Source organism: Paenibacillus favisporus (assembly GCF_040545415.1).
Taxonomy (GTDB): domain Bacteria; phylum Bacillota; class Bacilli; order Paenibacillales; family Paenibacillaceae; genus Paenibacillus_AQ; species Paenibacillus_AQ favisporus.
Genome location: NZ_JBEPLV010000006.1, coordinates 340,736 through 366,238, shown reverse-complemented (window position 1 = coordinate 366,238; position 25,503 = coordinate 340,736). Strand labels below are relative to the sequence as shown.

21 protein-coding genes are annotated in these 25,503 nt (G+C 56.2%); 6 read left to right on the top strand and 15 right to left on the bottom strand.

The features are described 5' to 3' along the window. Position 1 precedes the first annotated feature (1 nt). From ABID47_RS25645 to ABID47_RS25600, 10 genes are all read right to left on the bottom strand, one after another. Entirely contained in the window at positions 2 to 2,431 is a 2,430-nt protein-coding gene (locus ABID47_RS25645) for an alpha-mannosidase (protein WP_354501004.1), read from the bottom strand. Positions 2,432 to 2,482: 51 nt separating this feature from the next. Beyond that, positions 2,483 to 3,412 carry a class II fructose-bisphosphate aldolase gene (locus tag ABID47_RS25640; RefSeq protein WP_354501002.1) on the bottom strand — a complete coding sequence of 310 codons (930 nt, stop codon included), beginning with the start codon at positions 3,410 to 3,412 and terminating at the stop codon, positions 2,483 to 2,485. A 155-nt stretch (positions 3,413 to 3,567) separates the two neighbouring features. Then, positions 3,568 to 4,290, bottom strand: coding sequence for an aspartate/glutamate racemase family protein (locus ABID47_RS25635; protein WP_354501000.1), 723 nt, complete (start codon positions 4,288 to 4,290; stop codon positions 3,568 to 3,570). 7 nt (positions 4,291 to 4,297) lie between these two features. Further along, positions 4,298 to 5,686 (bottom strand): sedoheptulokinase, encoded by a 1,389-nt coding sequence (locus ABID47_RS25630; RefSeq protein WP_354500998.1) that lies wholly within the window; start codon positions 5,684 to 5,686, stop codon positions 4,298 to 4,300. Positions 5,687 to 6,060: 374 nt separating this feature from the next. Next, a complete protein-coding gene (locus ABID47_RS25625; RefSeq protein ID WP_354500996.1) occupies positions 6,061 to 8,112 on the bottom strand; it encodes a YyaL domain-containing protein in 2,052 nt (683 codons plus the stop codon). Positions 8,113 to 8,166: 54 nt separating this feature from the next. Next, the gene (locus tag ABID47_RS25620) at positions 8,167 to 9,420 is read right to left on the bottom strand and encodes an amidohydrolase family protein (protein ID WP_354500994.1); all 1,254 of its coding nucleotides are present in this window, start codon (positions 9,418 to 9,420) and stop codon (positions 8,167 to 8,169) included. 98 nt (positions 9,421 to 9,518) lie between these two features. Continuing rightward, positions 9,519 to 10,826, bottom strand: a complete 1,308-nt coding sequence (locus ABID47_RS25615) for an ABC transporter substrate-binding protein (protein ID WP_354500992.1) — start codon at positions 10,824 to 10,826, stop codon at positions 9,519 to 9,521. 173 nt (positions 10,827 to 10,999) lie between these two features. Further along, positions 11,000 to 11,821, bottom strand: coding sequence for a carbohydrate ABC transporter permease (locus ABID47_RS25610; RefSeq protein WP_145028812.1), 822 nt, complete (start codon positions 11,819 to 11,821; stop codon positions 11,000 to 11,002). 14 nt (positions 11,822 to 11,835) lie between these two features. Further along, positions 11,836 to 12,708, bottom strand: a complete 873-nt coding sequence (locus ABID47_RS25605; RefSeq protein WP_076173788.1) for a carbohydrate ABC transporter permease — start codon at positions 12,706 to 12,708, stop codon at positions 11,836 to 11,838. A gap of 22 nt (positions 12,709 to 12,730) precedes the next feature. Continuing rightward, the gene (locus ABID47_RS25600) at positions 12,731 to 13,753 is read right to left on the bottom strand and encodes a LacI family DNA-binding transcriptional regulator (RefSeq protein ID WP_354500989.1); all 1,023 of its coding nucleotides are present in this window, start codon (positions 13,751 to 13,753) and stop codon (positions 12,731 to 12,733) included. Positions 13,754 to 14,388: 635 nt separating this feature from the next. Between ABID47_RS25600 and ABID47_RS25595 the strand changes: the two genes are divergently transcribed. After that, entirely contained in the window at positions 14,389 to 14,823 is a 435-nt protein-coding gene (locus ABID47_RS25595) for a ferritin-like domain-containing protein (protein ID WP_354500987.1), read from the top strand. A gap of 36 nt (positions 14,824 to 14,859) precedes the next feature. Here the strand turns inward: ABID47_RS25595 and ABID47_RS25590 are convergent, their stop codons facing one another. Next, the gene (locus ABID47_RS25590; protein WP_354500985.1) at positions 14,860 to 15,582 is read right to left on the bottom strand and encodes an SDR family oxidoreductase; all 723 of its coding nucleotides are present in this window, start codon (positions 15,580 to 15,582) and stop codon (positions 14,860 to 14,862) included. Continuing rightward, positions 15,582 to 15,959 carry a MerR family transcriptional regulator gene (locus ABID47_RS25585; RefSeq protein WP_306434130.1) on the bottom strand — a complete coding sequence of 126 codons (378 nt, stop codon included), beginning with the start codon at positions 15,957 to 15,959 and terminating at the stop codon, positions 15,582 to 15,584. Before ABID47_RS25585 ends, ABID47_RS25590 begins: the two co-directional genes overlap by 1 nt. Before the next feature lie 268 nt (positions 15,960 to 16,227). On the opposite strand from ABID47_RS25585, the gene ABID47_RS25580 reads away from it, so the two are divergent. After that, on the top strand, positions 16,228 to 17,160 hold the full coding sequence (locus ABID47_RS25580; protein WP_354500983.1) for a copper amine oxidase N-terminal domain-containing protein: 933 nt from the start codon (positions 16,228 to 16,230) through the stop codon (positions 17,158 to 17,160). A 98-nt stretch (positions 17,161 to 17,258) separates the two neighbouring features. Further along, positions 17,259 to 17,807 (top strand): AAA family ATPase, encoded by a 549-nt coding sequence (locus tag ABID47_RS25575; protein WP_354500981.1) that lies wholly within the window; start codon positions 17,259 to 17,261, stop codon positions 17,805 to 17,807. Between the two features lie 50 nt (positions 17,808 to 17,857). Here the strand turns inward: ABID47_RS25575 and ABID47_RS25570 are convergent, their stop codons facing one another. The 3 genes from ABID47_RS25570 to ABID47_RS25560 all read right to left on the bottom strand — a co-directional run bounded on the left by ABID47_RS25570 (position 17,858) and on the right by ABID47_RS25560 (position 20,223). Beyond that, positions 17,858 to 18,226, bottom strand: a complete 369-nt coding sequence (locus ABID47_RS25570; protein WP_105444263.1) for a sensory rhodopsin transducer — start codon at positions 18,224 to 18,226, stop codon at positions 17,858 to 17,860. Positions 18,227 to 18,388: 162 nt separating this feature from the next. Next, positions 18,389 to 19,549: an MFS transporter gene (locus ABID47_RS25565; RefSeq protein WP_116233792.1), complete on the bottom strand. Its 1,161-nt coding sequence runs from the start codon at positions 19,547 to 19,549 to the stop codon at positions 18,389 to 18,391. Positions 19,550 to 19,671: 122 nt separating this feature from the next. Next, complete coding sequence (locus ABID47_RS25560; RefSeq protein ID WP_263881855.1) at positions 19,672 to 20,223, bottom strand: PadR family transcriptional regulator; 552 nt, start codon at positions 20,221 to 20,223, stop codon at positions 19,672 to 19,674. 318 nt (positions 20,224 to 20,541) lie between these two features. On the opposite strand from ABID47_RS25560, the gene ABID47_RS25555 reads away from it, so the two are divergent. The 3 genes from ABID47_RS25555 to ABID47_RS25545 all read left to right on the top strand — a co-directional run bounded on the left by ABID47_RS25555 (position 20,542) and on the right by ABID47_RS25545 (position 25,316). Further along, positions 20,542 to 22,299, top strand: a complete 1,758-nt coding sequence (locus ABID47_RS25555; protein ID WP_354500978.1) for a cache domain-containing sensor histidine kinase — start codon at positions 20,542 to 20,544, stop codon at positions 22,297 to 22,299. Continuing rightward, the gene (locus tag ABID47_RS25550; protein ID WP_354500976.1) at positions 22,292 to 23,857 is read left to right on the top strand and encodes a response regulator; all 1,566 of its coding nucleotides are present in this window, start codon (positions 22,292 to 22,294) and stop codon (positions 23,855 to 23,857) included. Before ABID47_RS25555 ends, ABID47_RS25550 begins: the two co-directional genes overlap by 8 nt. A 118-nt stretch (positions 23,858 to 23,975) precedes the next feature. Further along, positions 23,976 to 25,316, top strand: coding sequence for an ABC transporter substrate-binding protein (locus ABID47_RS25545; RefSeq protein WP_354500974.1), 1,341 nt, complete (start codon positions 23,976 to 23,978; stop codon positions 25,314 to 25,316). Positions 25,317 to 25,503: the final 187 nt, after the last annotated feature.

Here is a 25,503-nt window from a genome sequence, read left to right as displayed (position 1 = left end):
ATTACAGATCCCACTCCAGAAGGCTGGTTTCTGTCACGGGAAGGCTTTTGTCCGCCGGCACGCGGAACGTTTTGATTTCTGAGGGCTTAAAGTCGGCACGGATGCTGCGCTCCCATTTCGGGAGACTGATTTCGGCCGTCGTCGCCTTTTTGTCCGTCTCATACACGCGCAGGATCAGATCATCGTTATCCTCCGCTTTTTTCACCGCGCTGACGATGATGTTGTCCCGGTCCACCGACAGGTACGAATCCGTCTGCGGCAGCTTTCCTTCGTGATACGTTTCAATGATAGCTACCGGCTTGCAGTTCAGCTCCGCGGCCCGGCGCACGGTGCCAGCCTGCTCCCAGCCCTCTTCATGAGGAAGGAGCGAATAGTTAAACTGCTGAATGCCCTGGTCAGTAAAGGCATATTCGCCGTCCGCCTCCGGCACGTATGGATCGTGATGGGCGTAAATCGGGCTGCGCAGCACGGTCAGGGCCAGCTCCTTATTGTGGATGCTGTAGCTGTACTTAGCGTCATTCATCAGGCTCAGCCCGTACACGCGGTTCGATCCCGGAACGATCCCCGTATAGTCCACCCAGCTCTGACCCGGCTCTTCCTCGCCGTTATGCTCACGCTCGATCGTTCCGTAAGGAATTTCGTACGTATGCCGGCTGAAGACGCAGTTCACCGGGAAGACGAGCTTCAGCATTTTGAACTTTTCCCGCCAGTCTACGGTCACGCGAACGTCGATTTGGTCCCGGTCCGGATACATCGCAAAATCCTGCACCAGCCGCGAGCTGCCGTATTCGCTTACTACTCGGATGACCGATTTGACCGGCCCGTGCTCGATGCGCTGCACTCTCACCGCCTTGAACTGCCCTGCTGTCCGGTTAAAATGCAGCACGTCGTGGCTCCACGTATCCGAGGTGTCGTCGATGACGACCGGCCTTGCCCCTTCGCCCCGCAGCACTTCATGATCCACCCTCTTGTCTCGCAGGCTCTTGATAAAGCCCGTGTCCTTGTCGAACTCCAGCCGCAGGCGGCTGTTTTCCAAGACGAGATCGCTGGCCGTGATCGGCTCCCCGACCGGCTTTAGCGAAGCCGATTCCAGGAACAGCTTGTAGACCCGGTATCCGAGCGGCGGCAGTTCGGCCATAAAACTCAGACGGTAGCGGCCTCTGGCTGCGGCCTGCGACTTGACGGTCTGGAACGGCACCGGCTTGCCGGTATCGTCGACCAGCACGCTGTTGTCCTTGATTCCGCCAATCTCCAGCTCGACGTTCACTTTGCTGGACCAGGCGTGCGGGTTGAACACGACGATCGGGCGCATCGTTTCATCCTGCTCGATGCCGATGTTCCAGGACAGCGACTGCACCGCATAGTTCAGCGAGCGGTCGGCGATCGCCATCGCCTCTCCGAACAAATATCTCGCGTCCTCATACGCCGGCTCCAGGCTCGTTCCGGCCAGGATGTCATGGAACTGGTTGAACAGCACATTTTTCCAGGCGCGCGTGAATTCCTCAGGATACGGCTGCCCGGTGATCCATGAAGCGAGCGCGGAGAACTTCTCCGCCGCAATCAGCCGGTTCTCCGCCTGGCGGTTCCACTGCTTGATGCCGGAATGCGCGGCATAGCAGCCGCTGGCGTGATGCTGCAGGTCGTCGTGCACAACCGGAAAATCAAGTCCGGAAGCTTCCATGTCTTTGAAGTACCGGTCAGGCGTAGCGAACTCGAGCTTCGGCAGATCCGGTTCCTGGTTCAGGCGCCGAATGCTCTCGATATTTTCCTTGGTCGGTCCGCCCCCGTGGTTGCCCACGCCGTAGAACAGCATCAAGTCGTTCAGCGGTTCCTTGAACTCGCCGAGGCAGCGGCGTACGTGATTTTCCAGATCTTTGCCCCAGGACAAATACTCGAACATAATGCGGAACGTCAGCACCTTGGACCCGTCGTCGGACTGCCACCAGAAAAGCCGGCTGGGCAGGCCTTTTTCGTTCGGCATCGGGCGCATCATCACGTAGTAGTCCATCCCGCTCTTTTTTAAAATTTGCGGGAGCATGGCGTTGTGGCCAAAGCTGTCGACGTTGTAGCCGACTTTGGCGGTCACCCCGAACTTCTCTTTAAAATAACGCTGGCCGTACAAGCCCTGGCGAACGAAGGATTCACCCCCCGGAATGTTGCAGTCGGGCTGGATCCACCAGCCGCCGACGATGTTCCACCGGCCTTCCTTGATTCGTGCGCGGATTTCCTCGAACATCGCGGGCTCGTTATTTTCGATCCACTCGTACATGGCCGCCGAGCTGGACGTAAAAATAAAATCCTCCGATTCCTTCATCCGGTCGAGGGCCGAGCGGAAGGTCGCTTTTGCTTCCTGGAAGCCCTCCTGCCACTGCCACAGCCACACCGGGTCGAGATGCGCATTGCCGATCATGTACAGCTTTTTGTCCTTCATACGTGGTTCAGCTCCAATCCATGGTTACTTGGGTGTAAGGATGAATCCGGTTTATTGGAAAAAGCGTCCGGCCTTTCCGGCGCTCAGCACGAAATCCTTCATCTTGTTCATGACCGTCTGCTTGACGGCGTCGCGGCCGGCAGCCAGCTGATCCGGCGCCAGTGCCCGGCACTCCGCATCCGTCATCCGCTCTTCACGGCCCAGCGCCGCGAGCAGTGACAGTTCCAGGTCGGTCGCGATATTCACTTTGCTGACGCCGCCCCCGTTCAGGGTGAACGCCTGCTGCATCATGTCGGCCGGAACGCCCGAACCGCCGTGCAGCACCAGATGCACCGGGGTCAGTGCCCGGATCGCCTCCAGGCGCGCATAGTCGACCTTCGGCTGCTTCACGTTGTAGACGCCATGCGCGGTGCCGCACGATACTGCCAGCGCGTCCACGCCGGTCAGCCGAACGAACTCCGCCGCCTCATCGGGATCGGTGTACAGCTCTTCGTCGGTTTCCGTCTCGACGAAATCGGTCGTGCCGATCATGCCGAGCTCGGCTTCGACCGAGACGCCTCTGGCATGGGCATAGTCGGCCGCTTCTCTGGACTCGCGGACGTTGTCCTCGAACGGCTTTTCCGACGCGTCGATCATGACGGAGGTAAAGCCCGCTTCGATGGCCTCGGCGATGACCGCCATGTCCTTCGTGTGATCCAGGTGAAGCACCACCGGAACGGTGATCTGCTGCTCCTCCAGCTGGTGATAGAATTCCTCCGCAAATGCCTTCGGCGTAATGCCGTACCGGATCAGCTCCTTCTGCGAAATCTGGACGATCAGCGGCGAATCTGCCTCCTGCCCTGCCGCCAGAACGGCGGCGATCATGGACGTATAACGCGGTGAAAACGAACCGATCGCGTACTTTCCGGCTTCGGCGGCTTGAAGGGCCTGCTTCAGCGTCAGGACGTTGGAGCGGCCCGCAGCTCCTGCTTGGGTCGTCATAGGGTAAAAACTCCTCTCGCTACTCTCTTGTAAATCTGAAAAATGGACCTTGTCTTCCGTCCATTAAGTCTGTTTTTCAGTTAAGCCTGTTCTTCAGTTAAGCCTGTTCTATAGTTAAGTCTGTTCTATAGTTAAGTCTGTTCAGTGAAGTCTGCTCAGCTCATTCTGTTCGCCGACAATTGCTCACGCACGCGCCCCATTCCGAAGGCGGGGCTTGTCAGAAAGCGGCTCCGTTCCTCCGGAGGCAGGCCTTCCACCGCCCGCGCCATCGACGCCTGGGCCAATACGACGATGTCCGCCTTACCGGCCATCCGGACCAGCGTCTCGGCCAGCACTTCGTCATGGCCCTGCCGGTCGCCGGCCAGCAGGCGCTCGTACGCGGAAGAGATCACCTCCGGCACCAGCCGGACTTCTCTTCCGAGCCGCTCTGCCTGCTGCTGCAGCAGCCGCTGCGTCGGCCCGAGCGTCGTGGCCAGCGTGGCCGCCACGCCGATGGTGCCGGCGGAGCGCACCGCATGCTCCGCCATCGCTTCGTCGATGCGCACGATCGGTACCGCGATCTCCGGCTGTACGGCAGCGCACAGCTCTCCGATAGAGGAGCAGGCGTTCAGGATGCAGTCCGCACCCTGCTGCTCCGCAATGTGCGCATACTGCCTCCACCGCCCGGCGATGGCTTCCACCCGCCCGCCGTTCTCCGCAAGCTCCGGCAGAATCGAGTCGTCCACCAGATTGATGACACGGAGGCCGGGCATCAACTGCTGTGCCAGGTCCCTTAAAGGATCAACAGTGACCGGGGTCGTATGAATGACCGCCAGTTTGAAGCGTCCCCATTCCTGCGGCTGGCGCGCTGTACTTGTATCGACTGTATCCATGTCCATCACAAGTTCACCCTTTCCTCATTTCGCTAAGTGCCGACCGGACATCCGGATAATATCCGGCCGCCGCTGCACTGTACACGGCCGCTCCATAGGCCGCTTCCTCCTCCCCAGGCGGAAGCTCAAGCGCCAGCCCGAGCTTCGCTTCCAGCATCTCTCGGAGGAGAGGGTTCCGGCGGATGCCGTTGCCCGAGCCCGCCGCGGCCGAGATGCTGCCGCGCAGACCCGCCGGCAGCGCGCCGACGTACTGCATCAGCTCGTCGGCCATGCCCTGCAGGAAGCCTGCGGCCAGATGGCCGGGCGTGAAATTGTCCGGCCCGATGCCGCGGATGGCCCCCCGAAGACCCGGATCCTGCCGGGTTCCGTAGAACTGGGTCTGAACCTGAAGCGGCTCATCCCCGCGCCGAATCGCCTCCCGGGCCCATTCATTCATCCGCGCGTAGATCTCGCCTTCATCCGGAGACGTGCCGAAGGCTCTGCCCACCTCTTGAAAGAACGCCAGCAGCATGGCGTAGGACTTGCCCCCGCTAAGGGGGGCGCCTACCAGCAGCGAGCCGCCTCCCGGAAACGGCCGGATTTCAAGACCGGCCGCAGCATCCAACTCCCCCGGAGACACGTCGTTGTCCGTGTAAATGGAAATTTGCGAGCCGGTCCCAACGTTGACGAGCAGCGTCCGCTCCAGCTGCGATACCGAACCGAGGAAGCTCGCCTGGTTGTCGCCGATCGCGCATGCTACGGGCTTGCCGTCCGGCGTTCTACCGGCCGGCTCCGTGCCCCGGCATACGGGCGGCAGAATGGATGAATCCATCCCGGCCCGCCGCAGCGCTTCTTCATCAAAGCAGCGCCGGCTTGCCGAAAACAATCCGATCCCGGCCGCGTTGGATGGATCCATGAGCGGTTTGGCGGCGCCCGTCAGCTGCATAGCCACGTAATCGCCGATCGTACATAAGTAAACCGCATCTTTGGGAACGTTCCCGTTTTTCACATGATGAAAGTGCGTTACCAGTCCGTAGCCGCTGGCTGCCGGATAACCCGTGATTTCCCGAAAATACCGTGCGTAAGAAGCATCCCGGTCCTCCATCCGCTCGTCTCCCCGCCCGTCCTGCCAGGTATAGAGAGGGCTGACGCTTTGGCCATCTCCGTTGACATAAAGAATGCCGTGCATCTGGCAGGAAATTCCGACCGCGGCAACGTCCGGCCATTCCTCTTGGCATTCCGCAAGCAGCCCTCGGACTTGCTCCATAATCCGCTGCGAATCCTGCAGCCGTTCCCAGCTGCGCTCCCCACGAACCGAAGCATCGTTCGCACAAGTTGCCACGCGGACCGCCCGGCCTGACGCAGCCGAAATCAGCACGGCGCTGATCGATGTCGTTCCGATATCAATTCCTGCAAATAACATACGTTGTCCCCTCCCGTATTCGTCCTGCATCTTATCTCGCCTAAGCGATTTCATGGATTTCCTTATTCTTTTTCGCGGGCATAAAGCTAGGCACCTTCAAGCCATCCGCTTTTGGGTTATGAAATCCTTGTCTCGCTGGAAGGCGGTTTCGATAGGATGAAGAACGTCTACCGGCATATTTTCATAAGGAACAGACAGCGTTTTTTTGTCTCCAGCTACCAGCTTTCGGTTTTCGATCTCTTGGTCTTCGCATCTGTTCTCGATCCATCAGTCTTTAGATCTTCTTCGATCCTTCAGTCTCTCGATCTGTTTGAACCCTCTGTCTTTCGATCTGTATTAATCCTTCAGTTTTCAGTCCCTCGGTCTCAGATCCTTCAGCCTTCGATCAGCTCACTCAGTCCCAGCTCCGCCGCGTATTCCGCCGCCTCCTGGGACGCGTACAGAATCAAGCCGATGCACCAGGAGTGCGACAAGGTCAGCATCATTCCTTTGGGCTGGAAGCAGTTCGTGTTGTAATAACGCTCGGTGACCATGCCTTTATAGGCGTTGAAGTCCCCGTCCTCCCGTGCGATAAACTGCAGGAAACAGGCGATATGGTCGCGGGTGCGTTCCAGATAATACCGGTCGCCGGAATGCTTCCACAACCGCAGCATTTCCGGCACGCAGAACAGGCCGTAATTATGCAGATGCTGGTTCGACGTGGACGCCTGATCCGCGCCGCGCGAACGGAAATCATACTGCGCCAGCAGGGTGTGGCGCGGGAAGCACAGATTATACGTCCAGCGGAACGTCATCATCCAGTCCGCCGCGCTGGATGCGAGCTCCAGCCACTTCGGCTGCCGGTCATACTCGTACAGCAGCACATAGGCGGCGACGGCGTTATAGGCGTCTTCCGAGGTCGGCGTCAGATGCACATCCTCCGGAGCGCCGTAAATATATTCATCCCTGATAAACTTCTCGTAATAGCTGCCGGCACACTCGGCGGCTTCCGCAAACCGCGATTCCCCGAACAAGGCCGCGCCTTCAAGCAGCGCCGCGATCCACAGCATGCCGCCGGCGCCGTCCCATTCTTCGACCTCCCCGGTCTCCGCATGGTAATAGGAGCCGAAATTGCCGTCGCTTCGCTGGCAGGAAGCCGCAAAGTTCAAGTTCGACAGGGCCGCCGCTTCCCAGTCCGGATGGGATGCTCCCTGCCCGCGCTCAAAATCCAGCGCCCGGACCATGAACAGCGTCGCTTCGGCCGCCGTTCTCGCCTGCAGCCAATCGGGCTTCGGATTCCAGCCGGCGTTCCAGCCCCGGCCTTCGATCCAGGACGCCCAGAAAATGCCGCTCGGCGACAAGCCTTCGGCGATTTTGCTCAGCACATCCATTCCGGCCGATGTGTATTCGGCAATGCCCTGTCTGCGTCCATATTGGAGCAGCGCATGCGCGTAAGGCGCTCCGCTGACCCAGCCCACGTGCATATGGGGGCGGTCCCCCTGCCCTTTAACGTTGTTGTTCAGCTCGCGGTCAAACGCCGCCGTTTCGTACAATATGCGGTGCTCCGGACGATAATGCCACGTAAACAGGCCGTGGGCGGTCAGCTGCGCCGCTTCGTCCAGATCCATCCAAGGCCGGAGCGGGTAGGCCTCGGCATGCAGCCGGTACATCCGTCGCACGAACGGATCATACGCATGAGGATCGCCGGCCGCCGTATACACCCGGTAGCGAAGCGTTACCTGCTGCCCCGGCTCAAACCGTGCGGACGCCAAATCCGCCAGCGCCGGAACCGGCTCGCCGACGAACGTCACCGGCTCCTCCCGGTACGGAAAGTTCAGCCAGACCGCCGTTCCGTCCGCGTTACCCCGGAAACCGACGCCCGTCAGGCCCAGCTCCGACATTTCTTCCGTGCAGAGCGCCCCGCACAGCGCGTCATTCCAGGCAAACACCACCGGCAGCGCCGCCCGGTCCGAGCGGAAGGACCAATAATCCGATACCATCTGCTCCGGGTCTCCGCCCCGGTAATCGTAGCGGGGATAGCGCCGTAAATTTTTCTCAAAGCGGTTTTCCTTGTAGAAGGCGCCGGGGATCATCCAATCCGGCTTCCCTGGACCGATTACCTCTGCCCGCAAAGTCAGTCCCATATTTTTGGGAACGTTCCCGTTATACGTTAAATGAAGGGTGACGTCGTAGCCGCCACAGCTGTCCTTCACCGCTTCCCATTTCGCTTCGGCAGTAAATTCGCCCGAAGAGCCGGACATCGTCAGCCCTCCATCCGTCAAAGCATCCACCCTTTCGATCGGAACCTCCCAGGTCGACCCGTCCAGCAGGCTCCATGCTTCGATCAAATGACCGAACCGCAGCGCAGCCTCCCCCTGTTCCTCACCGGGCCGATACACGTTCAGTACGTAACGCTCACCACCGTCTGCCTCTGCCTTCCATCCCACGATTACTCCCGCCTTTCTTCCAATAAGCATACTTTTCAAGAAAACTATCCTACATTACATATCCAGCTGGTATATCTCGATCAGGTTGTCCCGGAAAATGCGCTTGGCGAATTCCATCGCCGCCTTTTCCGTCATGCCGCCTTCCTGGACTTTCTCGGTTAACACGTCGCCCACGATGTTCCGTACCAGCTTCAGGTGCGCGTACGTTCCCTCGATATGGTTGTAGTCGCCGCCAAATCCCTGGATCTTCGACTGCGGCACCATCTCGATCATTTGATGCAGAATCTGCTTGCCGATCGTCGGTGAAATGATATGCACCCAGGTAAAGTCGGTGTACACGTTCGGATAATTTTTCGCGATGCTCAAATACGATTGATGGTAAGGAAAACCGCAGTGCAGCAGGACGAATTTGGCGTCCCGGTACTGCGCCAGCAGCGGCAGCAGCAGCTCTGCGTTCGAGTTGGTCAGGATGTTGCCGTTGCCGGACACGCTAGATTCATGATGGCCGGTGTGAATCTGGATCGGCAGATCATAAGCGATGGAACGCTGGATGATGAAATGAATGAGGTAGTCCTGCAGCGCCAGCGTCTCTTCCTTCGACAGCCCATCCTGCAGCGTATAGCCCAGCAGCCGGTTGAAGACGATCTCCGCTTCGTGGAACGTCGGGTTGGTGCTGGCGAGGCTCCGCCAATACGCATGGCCCAGCTTCGTTGCGACCATTCCTTCCTGTTTGTATCTATGCAATAAGGCATCCACTGCTTCGAGATAGCCCGGGAACGAATGCACATGCACCCCTGCGGCGTTCTCCACGTCGTGAATATCCTTGAGTGTTCGAAGTTTAAAGGTAAAATCCAAAAACATGATCGGCCGGAACAATTCGTAATCCAATTGCGTGGTTTGGATCAGCGTGAACGCCAGGTCGATTTTTGAGCGTTCGTACAGCACCTCCCGGTACCAGTCCGGGTTATTCGTCGCCGCCTTCACTTTATCATTAACCTCCAGAATGCCTTGGACCGTCCAATCTTCAAAGCCGTACAGGTCCTTCATGGCCGTCCGGAACATGTTCGCGTACGTGGTGTTGTTCGCGCGCTGCCAGTACTGCAGGAAGGTGGCCGCTTTCTCTTCGTCACTGCGCACCCGGCCGCTTAAAGCCCCGCGCTGCATCCCCGCCGTAATGAAGTCGGAATCAAGGTAATGCATCAAGGAGAAAAAATCCTGCTGCTCTCTTTGTCTGATCTGCGGAGTCGCCAAATGCTCGTGTCCGTCGATGATCCGTAGTTCGCTGATATAATCATGTATGCTGCTCATCGGGCCTTTCTCCTTCCAAAAATGGAGCGGCTGCTCCTCTTCCCATCCGAACAGCAGCCGCGTCTATTTATCTGTCGTTTCTGCCCTTGACCGGGCGATCAGTCCACATTCAGCTCAGGGAAAGCGTTCTTCACTTCTTTTTTGAAATCGGTCACGACGTCGTCAAAGCTGCGGTTGTTCGTTATGCCGTCACTGGCGACCTTTCTCCACTTGCTCAAAATTTCCTCACCGTATTTATCCGCTTTGGCTGCCGGAATTTTCACGACGGTTTCGTAATATGGCTTCAAGACGTTTTCGTCGCCGAACAGCGGGGACTTAAACGTATCCAGGTTGGCTTCGTACACTTTGCTGTTGCCCGGCATATTGCCCGTTTTCTCCAGGTTGTGCTGCTGCCATTCCTCGCCGGCGATATATTTGATGAACTCATACGCCAGATCCTTGTTCTTGGATTTTTCGTAGATGCCGCGGTACGTTCCGCCAGAGTAGAAGCCTTCCGGCGTTTTGGCTACGCCGTACTTGCCTTTGGCCTTGTCGTCCTTGTTATCGACCATAAACCCGGCCCATGCCGGCATCGAAGTCAGCACGACGCTGCCGTCGTTCAGCGCGTTGCCCCAGCCCGCCGACATGAATGGAAGCTTGGCGTCCACGTTGTTTTTACGGATATCCAGCTGCGTCTGATAGATCGTCTGCCATTTCGGATCGATGTTCAGCTTGCCGTCCTTCACCCACGGCTGGGTGTTGTAAGCTTCGATGTCGAACAGGTCTCCGGCGTTTTGGATCAGATGCACTTTGCCGCCGCTGTCCGCTGCCACCTTTTTGCCGAGCTCAATGATTTTGTCCCACGAGCTGACCATATCGCTGACTTTGTCAGGATCATCCGTACCGAGGTATTTCTTAGCCGTATCACGCAGATACCAGAAGCCGCCCGGAGAAGAGTGGTCGGAAATCGCCCGCAGCTTGCCGTCCTGGGAGCGTCCCAGCTCCTGAACGTAAGGGATGTAATTTTTCACCAGATCCTCGGCGCCCATCGCCGACAGGTCCGTCAAAAACTTCGAATCGATGAATTTGCCGATATATCCGCGCTCCAGGTCGAAAATATCGGGAACGTCGCGGCCGGACTGCAGCGCGGTCAGCAGCTTCGTCTGGTATTGGTCGCCCGGGAACATTTTGACGTCTACCGTGACGCCGGGATTTTTCGCCTGAAACTGGTCGGCCATATCCTTCACCTGGTCAAAGAACGTCCAGATGACCAAGTGGCCCTTGAGCTCGCCGGATTCGGCGGCTTTGCCCGAGTCGTCTCCGCTTGCCGTACCGCTGCTGTCCGAAGCTTTGCTTCCGCATCCGGCCAGCATGCTGCCGATCAGCAGGACGGACAGCACCATCATCAGCCATTTCTTCGTTTTCAAAACCGATCTCCCCTTTTGGTCGTGATTGAAGTGCATGCGTAACATATGCCCGCAATTTGTAGAACGCTTTCAATTGACTGTGTTATCTTGGCGGTCACTGCGCCGTTTCCCGGTCATCACCTCTTTCCCTGGAGTCTGAAAGTAAACCGGCGTGGATAGCCTGCTCCGACCGGTCAGCCTTTGACCGCTCCCGCTGCCACGCCGTCGATAATCCGTTTGGACATGAACGAGAAGAAGACGAGGATCGGCACGACCGCAATCACGATGCCCACATACTGTGCGCCAAAGTCTGATGTAAACTGGGACTTCAGGCTCGCGATCATGACCGGCAGCGTCTGCAGGTTGTTGTCGAAGAGGACGATCATCGGCGTGAGAAAATCGTTCCATTTGCCGATAAAAGCGAAGATCCCCAGCGTCGCAAGCCCCGGACTCATGATCGGCAGCACGATCCGGTTAAAAATCTGCCATTCACCGTACCCGTCCATCCGTCCCGATTCAATGATTTCCGTGGGCACCGAGGAATCCGCGAACTGCCGCATCAGGAAAATTCCGAAGGCGTTGTGGATCGACGGCAAAATGAGCGGCCAGTACGTGTTCAGCATGTTCAGCGAATCCATCAGCTTGAAAAAACCGATAATGCCGAGCTGGCCCGGAATCATCATCGTGCCGAGCACAAACAGGAACAGTACGTTTTTGTACTTAAAGTTGTATTTCGAGAAGCCGTATCCGGCCAGTGCCGCAAAATACACGTTAATAATCGTCGATGTGACGGTGATCAGGACGGTGTTCCCGAAGCCCCGCCAAATGTTGACCGTGTCCTTCAGCCTCGCATAGTTGTCGAGGAACTGGTCTCCCGGAATGAGCAGCAGCTTGCGCGCGATATCCGAGTTGGCATGGGTCGACGTTATGATCATGCTGTAGAAGGGCAGCAGGCATGTCGCCGCCACGGCGATGAGAAAGAGGTACAGAATGCCTCGGGTAAGTATTTTAGCCATGAAGGTGGACCTCCTTAATCCTTCAGCTTCGACGCTTTGGCCGTAATGGCCGTAAAGAACATGACCACAAAGAATATTCCGTAGGCGACCGCCGCCCCGTAGCTGTAATCAAAGTTTTTGAAAGCCGTTTCATATAAGTACATGACCATCGTTCTTGAAGAGTTGCCCGGCCCGTCTCCGAGCATGAGCGGCGCATCAAACAGCTGCAGACCGCCGATGACCGACGTAATGAACACAAACAGGAATACTGGGCGGAGCAGCGGCAGCGTAATGTGCATCGCCGTCTGCTTTTTGGTCGCCCCATCCACTTCGGCGGCTTCATACACTTCTCTCGGAATGCCCTGAAGTCCGGCGATAAAGACGATCATGTTAAACCCGAAGTACTGCCAGCAGATGACCCCTGATGCGATAATTCTGGACCACCATGGGCTGTTAAACCAGTTGACCGGATCGTGAATGATCCCCAGACTCATGAGCAGCTTGTTGATCGTCCCGGTCTGCCAGTCGAACATGAGGGAGAAGATGACCCCCAGCGTGACCGGCGTAATGATGTGAGGAAAGAAATAGACCGCCCGGAAGAAATGCTTGCCCCGGATAAAACGCTCGTTCAGCACCAGCGCGAGCAGCACCGACAAGATGAGCTGGGGAACGTTGGATAGAATCCAGATAATAAGCGTGTTGCCTATCGTCTGATAAAAGAAGCTGTCGTGCAGCAGGCGTGAGTAATTCGCCAGCCCCACATAGACCGGATCTGAAAATCCGTCCCATTTCATGAAGCTGAGGTAGAGCGTGTACAGAATCGGCATCAGCCCGAATACGGCAAAGCCGATGAAGAAAGGCGCCACAAAGATGTAACCGTAAAATGACCTGTTGACCTTGGAGCCCATCGTATTCACCCCTTTTTACACTTTACTTGGTTCCGCAAGAGTCCCGGACGATGAGCTTCGGCTTCAGCAGATGGATCGCTTCCTTGCTCTTGTCCTGGACGCCTTCAATTTGCTGAAACAATCCTTCCGCCGCTTTTCGGCCGATGGCTTCAAAGGGCTGGCGCACTGTCGTCAGCGACGGGTACACCCATTCGGAGATCGAAATGTCGTCATACCCGACAACCGACATCTGCTTGGGCACGTTCAGCCCGTGCTCCTGGATGGCCCGCAGCGCCCCGGTTGCCGCTTCGTCGTTGGAGCCGATAACGGCCGAGAAGCCTTTGCGCTCCAGCAGCTGCTGCATGGCCTGATATCCGCCTTGGCTGCTCCAGTCCGACTCCACCACCCATTCCGGACGGTAGGTTAACCCAAGCGCTTCCATCGCCTGCAAATATCCGTTAAAACGGTGCTGGTTCGCTGCGGCATGCTGCGGTCCGGAAATGTATGCGATCTCCCGGTGGCCCAGGCTGTGCAAGTATCCGACGATATCATAGACCCCCGCCGCATTGTCCACGTCGACCGCGAAGATGCCGTCCTTGCCGCCGTGATCCCCGATCAGCGCGATCGGATACTGCGAATCCCTGATTCTCTCCAGGTCTTCGTCTTTGCGCTTTTGGAAGCTCACCAGGATCACTCCGTCGACCTGCCCTTCGTACAGAAGGTTGAGAAAGGATATTTCTTCGGCATAGTTGGAAGTCCAGCTCAGGAAGGTGCAATTGTATCCCTTCAGATTGGCTACTCCCTCAATGCCCCGGATGATGCCGGAATAGAAAATATTCGAAATGTTGTCGACGACGACCGCGATGCTGTTCGTCCGGTCAAGCACCAGCCTGCGGGCGTTGGCGTTGCGGTGGAAATTCAGCTCCTTGATGGCTTTATCCAGCGCTTCCTGCGTTGCTTTTTTAACCTGCTGCCCGTTCAGGTAACGGGACACGGTGCTTTTGCTTGTTCCTGCCAATCTGGCGACATCGTGAATGGTTGGACCCACTGTTATCACTCTCTCCATGTATCGTTTCCCATGTTTCGGCCCCTTCACTTGCCTATCCCGCTGATGCGGAATCGATGGCAAGATACAGCACGAATACCATTTTTGGGAACGTTCCCATTTTACCAGACAGCCTAGGTCCAAGAAAAGGACTTGTTTGGCAGGAGCTGCCATTTCTTTACCGGAAGGATTCACGGCACTAGCAGTTGGTTGTCTGTCCCCCGTCTTAGAGCTATCCATACAGCCTCTATGAGGTTCCCGTCTTGACAAGTTTCCGTCACGGTCCTCCAATCATCCGCCGCCAACTTCATTTTGGGAACGTTCCCAAAATGAAGGAAATGCTTCTCCCCGCTTTGCTTCATCAGAGTTCATGTAGACGAGAAAGGATCTAACAGGAAGCCGAATGACCGGATCAAAACCGATGAAAATTTTGGGAACGTTCCCGTTTTGGTGCAACAACTTGATTAAGATGGGTCTATAATAGCGCTTCCAGGATGGGGTGTCAACGGGTATTTCAAAAATAAAAAATAACCATTTTATGGGTGGCGGCTTATCTTTGTCCCTCCCCACGATTTTTTCCTAAATGAATGACATTTGCCCAAGAAGCTGAATAGGGTGAAGAAAAGCCTATATTTGCGAAGGGAGATACACCAAGGATGTATTACTATACGTGGGACTATCGGGCTCCGGCCTCATCCATCGCCGATCTCGAGAAAGCCATCAACGGAGAATACTCCGCCATTGCCTGCTATGAACGGCTGGCGGCTGCGGCGCCAAGCGAAGAAGAACGCACACAGATCACGGAGATCCGTAAAGACGAAATCAGACACTATCAAACGTTTGCCGGGCTGTATACGTCCCTGACCGGAAGACAGCCGGCACCTGTCATCAATGAGCCCTGCCCCTCCGTCTACCGGGATGGCCTCCACTTTGCCTTCAAGGACGAACAGAACACGGTGGACTTCTACCACGAAGCCGCCGACCGGGCATCCGATCCGGCCGTGAAGCAGGCCTTCCTCAGGGCAGCCGCCGATGAGCAAAACCATGCCGTTTGGTTTTTGTACTTTCTTACAAAGCAGGCCAGGGATTAACCCCTGGCTATTCATTTTTGGGAAACGGTCTTCCGTTCACCAGGCAATAGCCCGCCGTTCCCGGAAATATCCACCGCTGGGGCCGTCCTCTCCTGCAGTGGCCAGCCACACGGCCGTATCGGCCCCCTCCGCCACCGAGTGCGGAGCGTCCGTCCCGCCCATATCGGTCCGCACTCTGCCGGGGCAGACTGCATTCGTTTGAATGCCATATGCCGCGGTATCCTGGTCCACCAGCACCGTCAGCGCATTCAGCATCGTTTTGGATATCCGGTAAGCGGAGGAAGAACCCTTATGCCCGAGGAGACCCTGCATCACCTCAAAAGAACCGAGACCGGACGACATGTTGACGATCCGCCCGTACCCTTGCTCCTTCATCAACGGCACCACCGCCTGGATCATGCGCAGCGCGCCGAAGAAGTTGGTCTCCAGCGTTTCTTTCATCACATCCTCCTCCACGTCCAGGACAGATACGCCTCGATCCAGAATGATGCCCGCGTTGTTAATGAGAACGTCCAGCCTGCCATGTTCCTGCCGGATTCGATCCACTATCGCATCGATGCTTCCCGGGTCCTGCAGATCCACCACCTGGACCTCCAGCTCAAGCCCCTCCGAACGCAGCTCGAATACGGCTTGCCGCCCCTTCTCTTTGCTCCTGCAGCCAATGATGACATGCAGCCCTTTTTGCGCCAGTTGTCTGGCGATTTCCTTTCCGATCCCGCGATTCCCGCCGGTGATCAGTGCAACCCGCTTGCTGCTCATCAGTGATCGCCTCCTTCCTTCAATTGACGTCTCCAAACGGTTAGGCATTCCCGCAAATGGTCTTCCGCTTTTCGAAGCGTGTCGATCCGCTCCCCAATCTCCGCCAGCTTGGCTTCCCCCACCCGGATCGCTCCGGGCAAGCATTCCCGCCGAACCTCCTCCGATCCGGCGCACGGATAGGCATCGCTGATTTCTTTGGCGCTTAGTCCAAGGCTGAAGTACAGCTGGATGATCCGGACGCGCTCGACATCGGACAAGCTGTACTCCCGGTATCCGTTATCCAGCCGGACGGGATGAAGCAGCTCCTTCTCCTCGTAATACCGCAGTGAGCGCAGGCTGACGCCCGTCGCGCGGGACAGCTCGCTGATATGCATCATCGTCACTCCTTTCATCGGCCTTGCAGCCATCTGTTAAAGCAAGTGTAAACCCTCACATCATGTGAAGGTCAAGCGATGTTTTGCGGGTAGAATTATCATTCACTCTGATCGATGGGTTGTCCGTTAATTTTCTGGTAAGTGCACTGGAAAATGGGGGGCTGGTTGAGGCCATGACCTCGGTCTTTGTGGGGGCTAGTTGATGTAATGAAGTCATACTTTCTCGTTTTTAGGACGTCTATATATAGGAATATCTAAACAGGAGGGACGAATGATGAAGAAAATCACCATGGCCTCGATTTCATTTCTCTGCGCAGCAGCTATCATGCTGCCGGATCACAGTATCAGTACAGCAGCAGCCAGAACCAATAGTGAAACTCATGTCATCATCAATAATCAAGATCTGGCACCACAAGATGTCCTTATAAAAAACAACCAAATATTTATTAGCTTCACTGAAGCTAAAGCGTTAGATAATATAACTTTCCAATGGAATCATGCTGCAAAACAAGTGACCGCAAAAGGCAAGGATACCCGTCTGTTGCTCACCATCAACAAAACAACCGCCCTGAAAAACGGAAAAGCTGTGAAGTTGAACACGGCTCCGTTTATCTATGATGGAAAAACGATGATCCCCCTGCGATTTGTCACTGAAACCATGGGCGGCTCTGTTACCTGGAATCCATCCACTCAGACAGCATTCATCACAAAGGCAAGCTCATATTTGATCAGCGATCTCACGAGTGATGAGTTAAGCGTTGCAAGGAATGCAGCGATCAATCTTCCAAGAGTGTCACTGCTGCCTAAAATAAATACTCCCACTTACGAGACTTCAAGTATCCAGTATTATTTTCCCAAAAAAGTGCACGATCAATTTTTCGAAAAAAACAACAATGCCATCAGTTATTTTGAAATTTCCGATGATATCGCTTATTTGAAATGGCAAGGTCTAATCACCAATACAGCAAGTACTCAAAAGCAGCTTTATTTTATATACGGAACGATAACCAACGAAATTGGAAAACGGCCTTCCGTTAAAGACTCCACATTCGCCGCCTTCCGTTGGATGCCGCATATCGGATCGACTGGCTATAGCTTGATTCATAAGGACAATTGGAACGACGTTGTTTACAAGGAAACGGAAGTGGACCAAAATAACGCAAAACCGAACTATATTATTGTTCAAATTCCTGAAGAAGAATAGAAGCTGGCCTAGTTACCCGGTGGATCGAAATGTTGGACTGATCAGGCAGGATCTCTCTTCCGGAGAATCGAAATTATCGTTAACGGGAGGCGAGGATCATGACAGCTTATAGACCGGACAGTGCGAAGACACCGGACAAAATTCGCATTATCGGCTCGGTCGGCAGCGGCAAATCGACTTTGGCAAGAGCGTTGTCCGACCAATTGGGCATCCCTTATTATGAATTGGATAATATGGTGTGGAGGCGCACGGATCATGGGGACGTGAAGAACAGCTTCGAGGAAAGAGACCGCATCCTGAACGGCATTCTCGAGCAGGACCGGTGGATTATCGAGGGCGTCCATTATCAGTGGGTGCTGCGGAGCTTCGCGGATGCGGACCTGATCGTTTACGTCGATACGCCGATCTGGGTCCGCAATTACCGCATACTGAAGCGTTTTACCGTGCAAAAGCTGGGGCTAGAGCAGGGAAACTACAAGCAAACGTTCAGCATGCTCCGCAAAATGTACCAATGGAACTACCGGCACGCGAAAAAGGAAAAGCCGGAAATTATGCAGATTGTAGAGCCATACCGCGGAAAGCTGCGGATGATCCGCAATTCGTCTGTGCGGCAGGCTTTAATGCTGCCCGAAAAGGCCCGGCCCTAAAGGGATTGAGGTACCTAAAGGGCCTGAGGGGCCAAAAAAACTGAAGCTCGTTACTCCTTCACCGGATAGGCCATGACGCTCATCAGCGCATTCTCGGCCTGCGTAGAGTCCAGCCGGCTGTACTGCACAAAAATCGGTGCGCTGCCGGTGACCTCCATGGCATAAGGAACCCCTTTCGGTATGTACTTCCCTTCCACGTTCAGATGGGCCGTGCGGATATGATGCGTCCGCTGCCCCCCAACAGTCGCCGTCATGCCCAGGAGCGGTTCCCGGTCTTCGAAAAAAGCGTTGACCGTCACCGTCACTTCTTCTCCGCTTAAGTTCAGCACGCAAATCGATTCGTGGCTTTCCAGCTGGCCGCTGCTCGTCGGCGGAATGTACCCGTCGGGAATAATCCACTGTAACTGACCTTTGGACATTCGAATCCCTCTTTTCGAAAAAAGTTTTGCCGTGCCTCCTTAGCCAGGCCCATAAGACGGAGACGCGGCTTTTTTCCATTATAAACCTCTCAGGGAAGCGATTACATCCAATATTCCTTAGTTTTTGGTTAAAAAACAGGGCGCGCTGCTAAACCGTTCTTATTACTCCACGGCCGCCTGCTCCACCTGCCGCTTCGCCAGCGGTTTGCGGACGAACGCCAAAAATATCAGCGCTGATACGGCAACGGATGCGGCACAGACGCCGAACAGCGTATTGTACCCCGTATACTGCGACACCCAGCCCAGCAGGATGGAACCCAGGCCGATGCCGAGGTCGAAGGCGGTCATGTACGAAGCGCTGGCCGCGCCCCGCCGCTCCGGATCGGCAAGCCGCAGGTTCACCGCCTGCATGGCCGGCTGAGCCGAGCCGAAGCCGATGCCATACAGCACGGCGGCGGTGATGACGCCGGCAAGCCCACCGGCGAAGGCAAGGACGAGCAGCCCCGCCGCCGTAACGGCCAGCGCCGGCACGATCACGTAAGCTTCGCCGAGCCTGTCGGCCAGCTTGCCGGCCACCGGCCGCGCCAGCGTCAGCGCCAGGGCGTAGACGAGAAAGAAGGTGCCGGCGTTCACCCGGACCGATTCGGCAAAGAGCGGCAGAAACGTTGTGATCCCGCCGTAAGCCGCCGACAGGAAAAACAGCGACGAGGTGACGGGAAGCACCGATTTTTCGAAAAAGACGATTTTCCGCCGCTCCGCCTTGACCTGAAACGGAATCCGGGTCAGAAAGACGAGAATGAAGGCCGCGGCGGACAAGCCGGTCGCCAGCAGAAACAAATCGTGAAATGAGCCGCTCTGGTGCACCCAGGTCCCGAGCATCGGTCCGACCGCCATGGCGATCGTCATCGCCAGGCCAAACCAGCCCATGCCTTCACCGCGCCGCTGGACGGGAATGATGTCGGTGACCGATGTGCTAACTGCCGTGGTAGAGAGCGCCCAGCTGGCTCCATGAAGAATCCGCAGTCCGAGAAGAACGGCGATCCCGCCAACCCAGTCATACAGATACATGGATAATACAAAGAAGAGCAATCCCCAAATCATAAAGGGCCTTCGACCGTAACGGTCGAGCAGCCCACCGACAATGGGACGAAACAGGACGGCGCTCAGCGTGAATACGCCGGTTACGAGCCCGACTTGGGATTCGTCCCCGCCCATCTCCTTGATAAAGAGCGGCATAGTCGGCAGCAGCAGATAAAACCCGGTAAAGAGCACCAGCATGCCGGCCGTGATTTGAATAAAAGACCTCGTCCAGAGCCTTTCCATGGATGAATTCCTCCCTAACCATAAATTAAAGTGGTTTCATGCGCTCCAAATCTTCTGGAATCATAGTGCTGGTTCAATCCCTGTGGCGATATTCCTGATCGTCATCTTTCACGACATTTTCATCAATCTTCCTCGGCTTGGATCCGCTCGATCTCTGCTGTGATCCAGGCTTCATCCGCCTCCCCCAGCCGTTTGCGGTAATCAAACATCCGGAGCAGCTGGTTCCTCTGCTTGGCGGGTTCCGGCTGCTGCGATTGCAGGTACGCCTCAAATCGGGACACATACTCCCGGCTTCTTCGGATGATCTGCAGGTAATCCTCCAGACAGGCCAGGCGGACCTCCTTGGTCACGTAGCCGAAATACACCATTTTGAACCGGAAAATCAGCGCGGCCTCTGCTTCCGGGTTCGGCTCAAGCGTCTCCTTCATCAGCTCTTCGAACCGCTCCCGGCCGGCATCGGTAATCGCGTATATTTTCCGGGTTCGCCCGCCCTTCGTCTCTTCTTCGATCCGCAGATGAATCCAGCCGGCCTCCGTCATCCGCGACAGAAGCGGGTACAGCGTGCCGGAGCTAATCTTACGGCCAAGCCCCACCGCGTTATTCAAGACGTCCTGGAGCATATATCCGTGCTTCTCACCTGTCATCAGTTCGCCCAGAACGAATAATTCGTACACCCCTCTCACCTCCGTTAAATATGTCGTTTCGATATATATTATATGTCGGATCGACATATTTGCAAGCCCCCATTTTAAAAAGTTTCCCACCTTTTTTACATAGAAAAAGGCGGTTTCTGCAGAGGATCCCACATTAGGATTCGGTCTGATAAAACATGCAAAATCACGACATCCGGCCATCCCAATACCGACATCCCAAAGGTCTCCGAATCGTCCCTAGGTCCCGGTCCTAGGCCTCTCCTGCCTGTTGACAGCGTTTCCAAAGCGATGACATAATGTTGTACAAAAATCCCGCCTAGGCGGGCGGAGGGAGTAGCCGTGCAGACTTGGAAGAGCCGATTCAGGCATATGAAAATCAAGAACAAGCTGTCCATTCTGATCGCATTTATCGTTGCCATGACCTTTGCCTTTGCCCTGATTGTGCAGCAGTACGCCTTCTCGGTGTACGACGAGCAGCTGTACGTGAAGTCCTCCCGCGTGCTGTACCTGTCGTCTTCTGCGATCGAAAAAGAGCTCGAACGCCTCGAGCAGCTGTCCTTCAACATCATCACCGACACGCAGATCCAGTCCCAGCTCAAATCCATCGCTCAAAGCGACTCCGATTACGATCGCCTGACCCTGCGCAAGCACATGGTTGACAGGCTCCTCACCTATGTCGGGTCCGAGCCCTCCCTCTACTCGATCCACATGGTCGATGCGGCCGGAGCACAGCAGGATGTAGGCAGCCTGGTTCCCATCCAGGCCGGAAAGCGGGACGTGATCCTCAGGCTGGCAGACAACGCCGAAGGCCAGGCGCGCTGGACCTTCCCCGACGCATCCGATCCGGCCCTGATCCTGACCCGTCAAGTCCGTTCCTACTCGGGCACCATGTTCGACCTGCAGGATATCGGCACCATTTTCATGCGGATCAACATGGAGCGGATCGTGCACGAGCTTGGCGCGGGGGAAGGCGACCTCATCGTCACCTCCGGGCCGGACGTCATTTATCCCTCGCAGCCGCATTTCGATCCCGCCCTCATCCAGAGCTCCATCACATCCGAGACCGGATATTTTATCAAAGAAGTTCAGGGAAAAACGTATTTTGTCGCCTATAACCGTTCTTCCGCCACCGGGTGGACCTACCTGAACGTAACCCCGTTCAACCAAATTTTCCGGCAGATCGTCCTGATCAAGGAAATCGTTATCGGCGTCTTCATTCTGATATTTGCCTTCGCCATTCTGTGGGGCATCCGCTTCTCCCGGGGGCTGACCCGCCCGATCGAGAATCTGATCGTCCGCATGAAGCTCGCAGAGAAGGGGAACTTCGCCGAAGCGAACATCCTTGCCGGCGACCAGGAGCCGCCCGCGATGGACGAACTCGGCCTGCTGCACCGGACGTTCCGCCTTATGGTGGAGAGGATCAACGATCTGATCACCGAAAATTACGCCAGCCGCCTCCTGATCAAGGAGACCGAGTTCAAGGCGCTGCAGGCGCAGATCAACCCTCATTTTCTGTACAACACGCTGGAGTCCATCAACTGGATGGCCAAAATCAACAAGCAGACGCAAATTTCGCAAATGGTGCAGGCGCTGGCGTTTCTGCTCCGCAATTCGGTCAGCCTGAAGGAGCCGATCCTGACGCTGAAGGAGGAGCTGGAAATGGTGCAGCATTACATTACGATCCAGAAATTCCGGTTTGAAGAACGCCTGTCCTTCCACATGGACGTTCCCGAACGGGAGCACTTCCGGAAAATTCCGAAGCTGACGCTCCAGCCCCTGCTCGAAAACGCGATTCACTATGCGCTGGAGCCTTCCGTCGGCACGTGCACCATTTCCTTGACCAGCCGGGAGGAAGCGGACGCGTTTATCCTCATCGTCGAAGACGACGGCCCGGGCATGGCGTCAGATACGCTTGAGCTGCTGCGGGAAGGCAGGCTGACCACGGCGGGGAACGGCATCGGCCTGCTTAACATCGACGAGCGGATCCGCTTTGCGTTCGGTGAGAATTACGGGCTATTCATCGACAGCGCTCCTGGTCAGGGGACCCGCATTCATATCAGGTTACCGAAAGAAATGGAGGGATCCGAGCATGTATAAAGTGCTCTTGGTAGATGATGAACGCATCATATTGGACGGTATTTCGCAAATGGTTGACTGGCAGGCCTTTGGGACTGAGCTGACGGGAACGGCCCAGAACGGATTGCAGGCTTACGACCTGATCGCAGCCGATCCGCCGGACATCGTCATCAGCGACATCCGGATGCCCGGACTCGACGGGCTTGGGCTCGTCGCCCAAACCTATGCCACCCACCCGAACGTCAAATTTGTGCTGCTGTCCGGATTCGGGGAGTTCGAATACGCCAACCGGGCCATGCAGTACGGGGTCAAGCACTACCTCCTTAAGCCGACCGACGAGACCAAAATCGCTGATTCGCTGAAGGAAGTGACGGCCGAGCTGGATCAGGAACGCCGGCGGGAGGCTTTTACCCTGGACATGAAACGGCGCTTCGAGAAAGTCATCCCCCACGTCAAAGAACAGGTGCTCCGCGAGTTCGTGACCAATAAAACCTACGGACGGCGGGATCTCGAGGAATACCGCAGCCTGCTTCCCTGCGACTTCGGGCGCCCCGTCCGGCTGCTGCTCTGCCATATTGAGGGCGAAGCCGATTACGAACACCAATTTGCCGTGAAAAATATCGCCGAGGACCTGCTGCAAACGGCGTTGATGAGCACGACGCTGGGCGACCACGCGCTGATCCTTATTTCCGACCCGGAGGACCAGAAGCTTCTCCACAGCCGGCTGCAGGACATCCGCCGCACCTTCCGGCTCTATTACAAAATGAACGTGACCGTCGCCGTCAGCGATCCCGGCCCGATTACGTCCGCGCGGAAGCTGTACCGCGAAACGCTGCAGTGCCTGAACTACCGCTTCTATCTGGACGAAAGCGGAATCATTACGCGGAAGGACACGTTTGTGCCCGACGGCGGCGTCAGCGAGTTCGCCTTTGACGAAGAGCGCCTGATGCTGCCCGTGCGTTCGGGTGACCGCGAGGAGGCGGCGCTCGCCCTGGCCGAATTCATCGCCGAGCTCAAGCGGGCCCAGCTCAGCATCGAAATGACGAAGTCGTACGCGATTTCGATGTATGCCGCGCTGGTGCGTCTGGACAGACCGGAACGGATGGCGGAGGCCTACAAGCGGATCTCCGAGATCGCCGACATGGGCTCGCTGCAGGCGATTCAGTCGTTCCTCGAGGAGACGGTCCGGGAAATGACCGGGCGCAACTACGAACGGAATGCGTTTAAATACAACGCCATCGTGCGGAAGGTGATTGACATCGTAGAGGAGCAGATCGGCAACGCCTCCCTGTCGCTGAACCTCGTCGCGCACGAAATGCTGTACATGAACGCCGACTATCTAGGCAAGCTGTTCAAAAAGGAGACCGGCGAGAAGTTCTCCAACTACGTCATGCGCATCCGCATCCAGCGGGCGACCGAGCTGATGGCCGAAAACCCCGATGCCAAAATATTCGAGATGGCCGAGCAGCTCGGCTTCGGCGACAACCCGCAGTATTTCAGCCAGGTGTTCAAAAAACAGATGGGCTGCACGCCGTCGGAGTATATCCGGAAGCTGACGGGCGGCATCTCTGCTTTTTAAACAAACAGGTCGGTTTTTTTCCTTACCCAGATCGCCGCAAGCATTGATAATTGGAAATGTAAGCAGTATCAGATAAAGCACACCAATCTACCGTTAATCCTATGGGGGAGGAAATGACATGAGAAAAGCGTTAAGCGCCGTTCTTCTTTTTTCCTTAATCACCGGCCTGATCGGCTGTTCCGCCGGGGGCAGCAGCGACAAATCGGCCAGCGGAGGCGACGCCGCGCCTGCGACGACTACATCGGCCGGCGAGAGCAAAGATCCGGTCAAGCTTCGCATCGCCTGGTGGGGAGGCCAATCCAGACATGATTACACCCTGAAAGTGATCGAAATGTACGAGAAGCAGCATCCAAACGTCACGATCGAGCCCGAATACGCGCCGTTCGACGACTACTGGAAGAAGCTCGCGCCGCAAGCCGTCGCCGGCGGGCTGCCGGACATCATCCAGATGGACATTTCGTATTTGAGCCAGTACGCCAGCCGCAACCAGCTCGCCGACCTGAAGCCCTTTACCGACAGCGGTACGCTGAATGTCGCCGACGTCAGCGAGAACGCCCTGAAGGGCGGCGAGGTCGACGGCAAGCTCGTCGCCATGAACCTCGGGGTCAACGCCCTGCAGACGACCTTCGACATCGAGACGATGAAGAAGAACGGCATCGACATCCCGTCCAAAGACTGGACCTGGGACGATATGGGCAAGCTTGGGGAGCAAGCCAAGGCCAAAGGCTTCCAGATCGGCGGATTCGCCTATCATCACGAGGTGTTCTTCCCGTATTACCTGAGAACGATCGGCCAGAAAATGTACAGCGACGACGGCAAAACGATCGGCTATGCCGACGACCAGGCTTTTATCGATTATTTCACGCGATATCAGCAATGGTATGACAAGGGCTATATCCTCTCCCTCGACAAAGAAGCACAGAAGAAGGGCGTCGCCGAAGAGGACGAAATCGTTCTCGGCCACTCCATCTCCGGCATCGGCTGGTCCAACCAGTTCCTTGCGGTGGCGAATCTGGTCAAGGACCGTCCGCTCGAGCTGAATCCGATGCCGGGTCCAGGCACGAAGGAAGGGCTGTTCCTGAAGCCTTCCATGTACTTCTCCATCGCGGAATCGTCCAAGCAGAAGGAGGAAGCGGCCAAGTTCATCAGCTTCTTCATCAACGATATCGAAGCGAACAAGCTGATCAAGGGCGAACGCGGGGTGCCGGTATCCTCCAAAGTGAAGGATGCGCTGAAGCCGATCCTGACCGAGAACGAAGCGAAAATCTTTGATTATGTCACTTGGGCCGAATCGAACAGCAGCCCCGCTGACCCGCCGAACCCGATCGGATCGGTGGAAGTCGAGAAGCTTCTGCGGGATTTGAGCGAAAAGATTCTGTTCAAGAAAATTCCGATCGACCAGGCGGCGGCGGAGTTCCGCAAAGAGGCCAATGCCATCCTGGCCCGCAGCCAGAAATAACCTGAAGGGGAATCCTCATACGGAAAGGAGCCGGGCCCCGGTCGGGTTCGGCTCCTTCCTTTTGGCTTAGGTGAGAGAACGTGCCCTATAAACTCTCTAGTTACAGAGGAAAAGCAGTGGTTTCTTCAAAGGTAGGCTACTTTCGCTCACAATACCGTACGTATCCAATTTTGTAAGCTTAGGGGTT